General features: G+C 25.7%; 1 protein-coding gene. It reads right to left on the bottom strand.

Annotated elements, in window-relative coordinates:
- Nucleotides 1–450 precede the first annotated feature (450 nt).
- Nucleotides 451–1932 (bottom strand): DUF2779 domain-containing protein, encoded by a 1482-nt coding sequence (locus QZ429_RS07595; protein ID WP_291953390.1) that lies wholly within the window; start codon nucleotides 1930–1932, stop codon nucleotides 451–453.
- Nucleotides 1933–2034 lie beyond the last annotated feature (102 nt).

The following is a 2034-nucleotide window of genomic DNA, read 5'->3' on the forward strand; positions in this document are numbered from 1 at the left end:
TCAAAGTGATGATTTAATTTATACTTTCAAAGAAAAAGATGACAAAATACTTTTAGAAGTAAAATAGCAATCTAGCAAATTGAAAAGAGTTTATTACACAAGATAATAAATTTAGAATTTTTATTACCATAAAAGAAGTAGTCTTAAAAGAATTTGCTAAATTTTATGCTTTTTTATTTATGGATAGTGATAAACTTACAAAGAGTTTGAGAAAGAATTTGTCATTGGTAATGACTTAAGTTATATTCAATTTATACTCAAACTAGATGATGTAAGCAGTGATGTTAAATGGAATACAAACTAATGCAAGCTTATGATATTTTGCTATAAAATGGAATGACTTTCATAAAAACTTATGTAGAGAATTTATTCATCATAAAGTTTTTAATCACAAAGTAATAGAAGTTTTAAAAGAAAGTGAAAATTATCATTGTGAAATAAAGCTATGGATTAGCTAGCAAGCTCTTCTAAATGCTTTAAAATCTTTACCATTGCTAAAGTATCAAGCTCGCAGTATTCTAGCAAGGCTTGGCGGTAAGCTTTTCTTTCGTTTTCGCTCATATTTTGCATAGCTTCAAAACTTTGCATAGCTTCGCTTCCATTGTGGATTAAATTTAAATTATTATAAGCTTGCTCCATATCAGGGATTAAAGCTGGTAAGACTTTTTTTATAGAATAACTCCCTTGCATTTTATAATGATAATAATCTTTATTTTGAAAAGGTATCATAAGATCTTTGATATTTTTTTCTATATTTAACAAATGCTTGCTAAATTCAGGAAAAGCAAGTGCTAAATTTTTAATCACACCTTTTTCAAAACTTGCATTATAAGCAAGCACACAAACATCTTTTGGTATATCGTTGATCAAATTTTTTGCAAGTTCATATCTTGGATCAACTCCGCATTTGCTTAAAAATTCTTTATGTTCTAGTTTGTCTTTATAGTCTATGTGCAAAGAGTATTGAAAAGGAATTTGCATATAAGGCTTTATGCCTTTATATTCAGGCACAGCTTGCATAAATGTTTCAAAGTCTAAATGATATATAGGATAATTTAGAGTATTTAAAAATTCTTTAATGTTTTCTTTGTTTATATGAATTTCTTTATTAAGTGAGGCTTGGATTTGGATTTGTTGGTTTGTGTTAAATATCGATAAATCTTTTATATCATTAAAATTTATTATATTTTTATGATAGAGTTCAAATTTTTTATTTGCATTAAGCCTTGAAATGTTAAAAATATTCTCATTTTCGCATAAATTTCTTTGCTTAAGCCAACAATACTCATACCCATCACACTCATAAGGATCAAAGCAGTGCATTCCTATGTCTATATTTGGTTCTTCTTTTTTATTTAAAATTTCTTCAAAGTATTTTAAATTTTCTTTGATTTTATTTTGATTTAGTAAAACTTCTTTTGTTATATCATTGATTATAAAAAGTTGTTTTATATCAAGAAAATCTTCTCTATAATATTTATTGTTTAAGTGGATTAAATTTACTTGTTTGATTTTATAAGCTAAATTTGATAAAACAAAATATTGCAAAGAGCAATCATCTATATAAACATCTTTCAAAGAGGTAGAGCTTTTTGCCTCATTTATAATCAAACCATCTTTGGTATTTTGTAAAATATCCACCATAATCAAAATGCCATCATAGCAAAAAGTAGCTTCGTAAATCACTTCTTGGTTATTTTCTAATAATTTCTTAGTTTGTTCGCATTTTTCATCAAAAGAACTATTTTCAAATTCTATCTTTACTCCATTTGAAAAAAGCTCACAAGCTAGCTCGCCTACCTTGTTACCGGTGCTAAATTTAGCTAAAGCATTTTCATCTGGCACACTTAAAACTTCATTTTTATGTGTTTTAAGCCATAAAGATTTAACACATTGTGTGCCTCTTGTGTATCTTGATTTTGAAAAAAACATTATTTACCTTTTTTTAAATTTTTATAAAAATTATATAAAAAATTTGCAGAAGAAAAATGTTTAGTTTATAAAATAATTTATAAATATCTTAGAGTATAATTT

The organism is Campylobacter sp. (assembly GCF_020024835.1).
Lineage (GTDB): Bacteria > Campylobacterota > Campylobacteria > Campylobacterales > Campylobacteraceae > Campylobacter_D.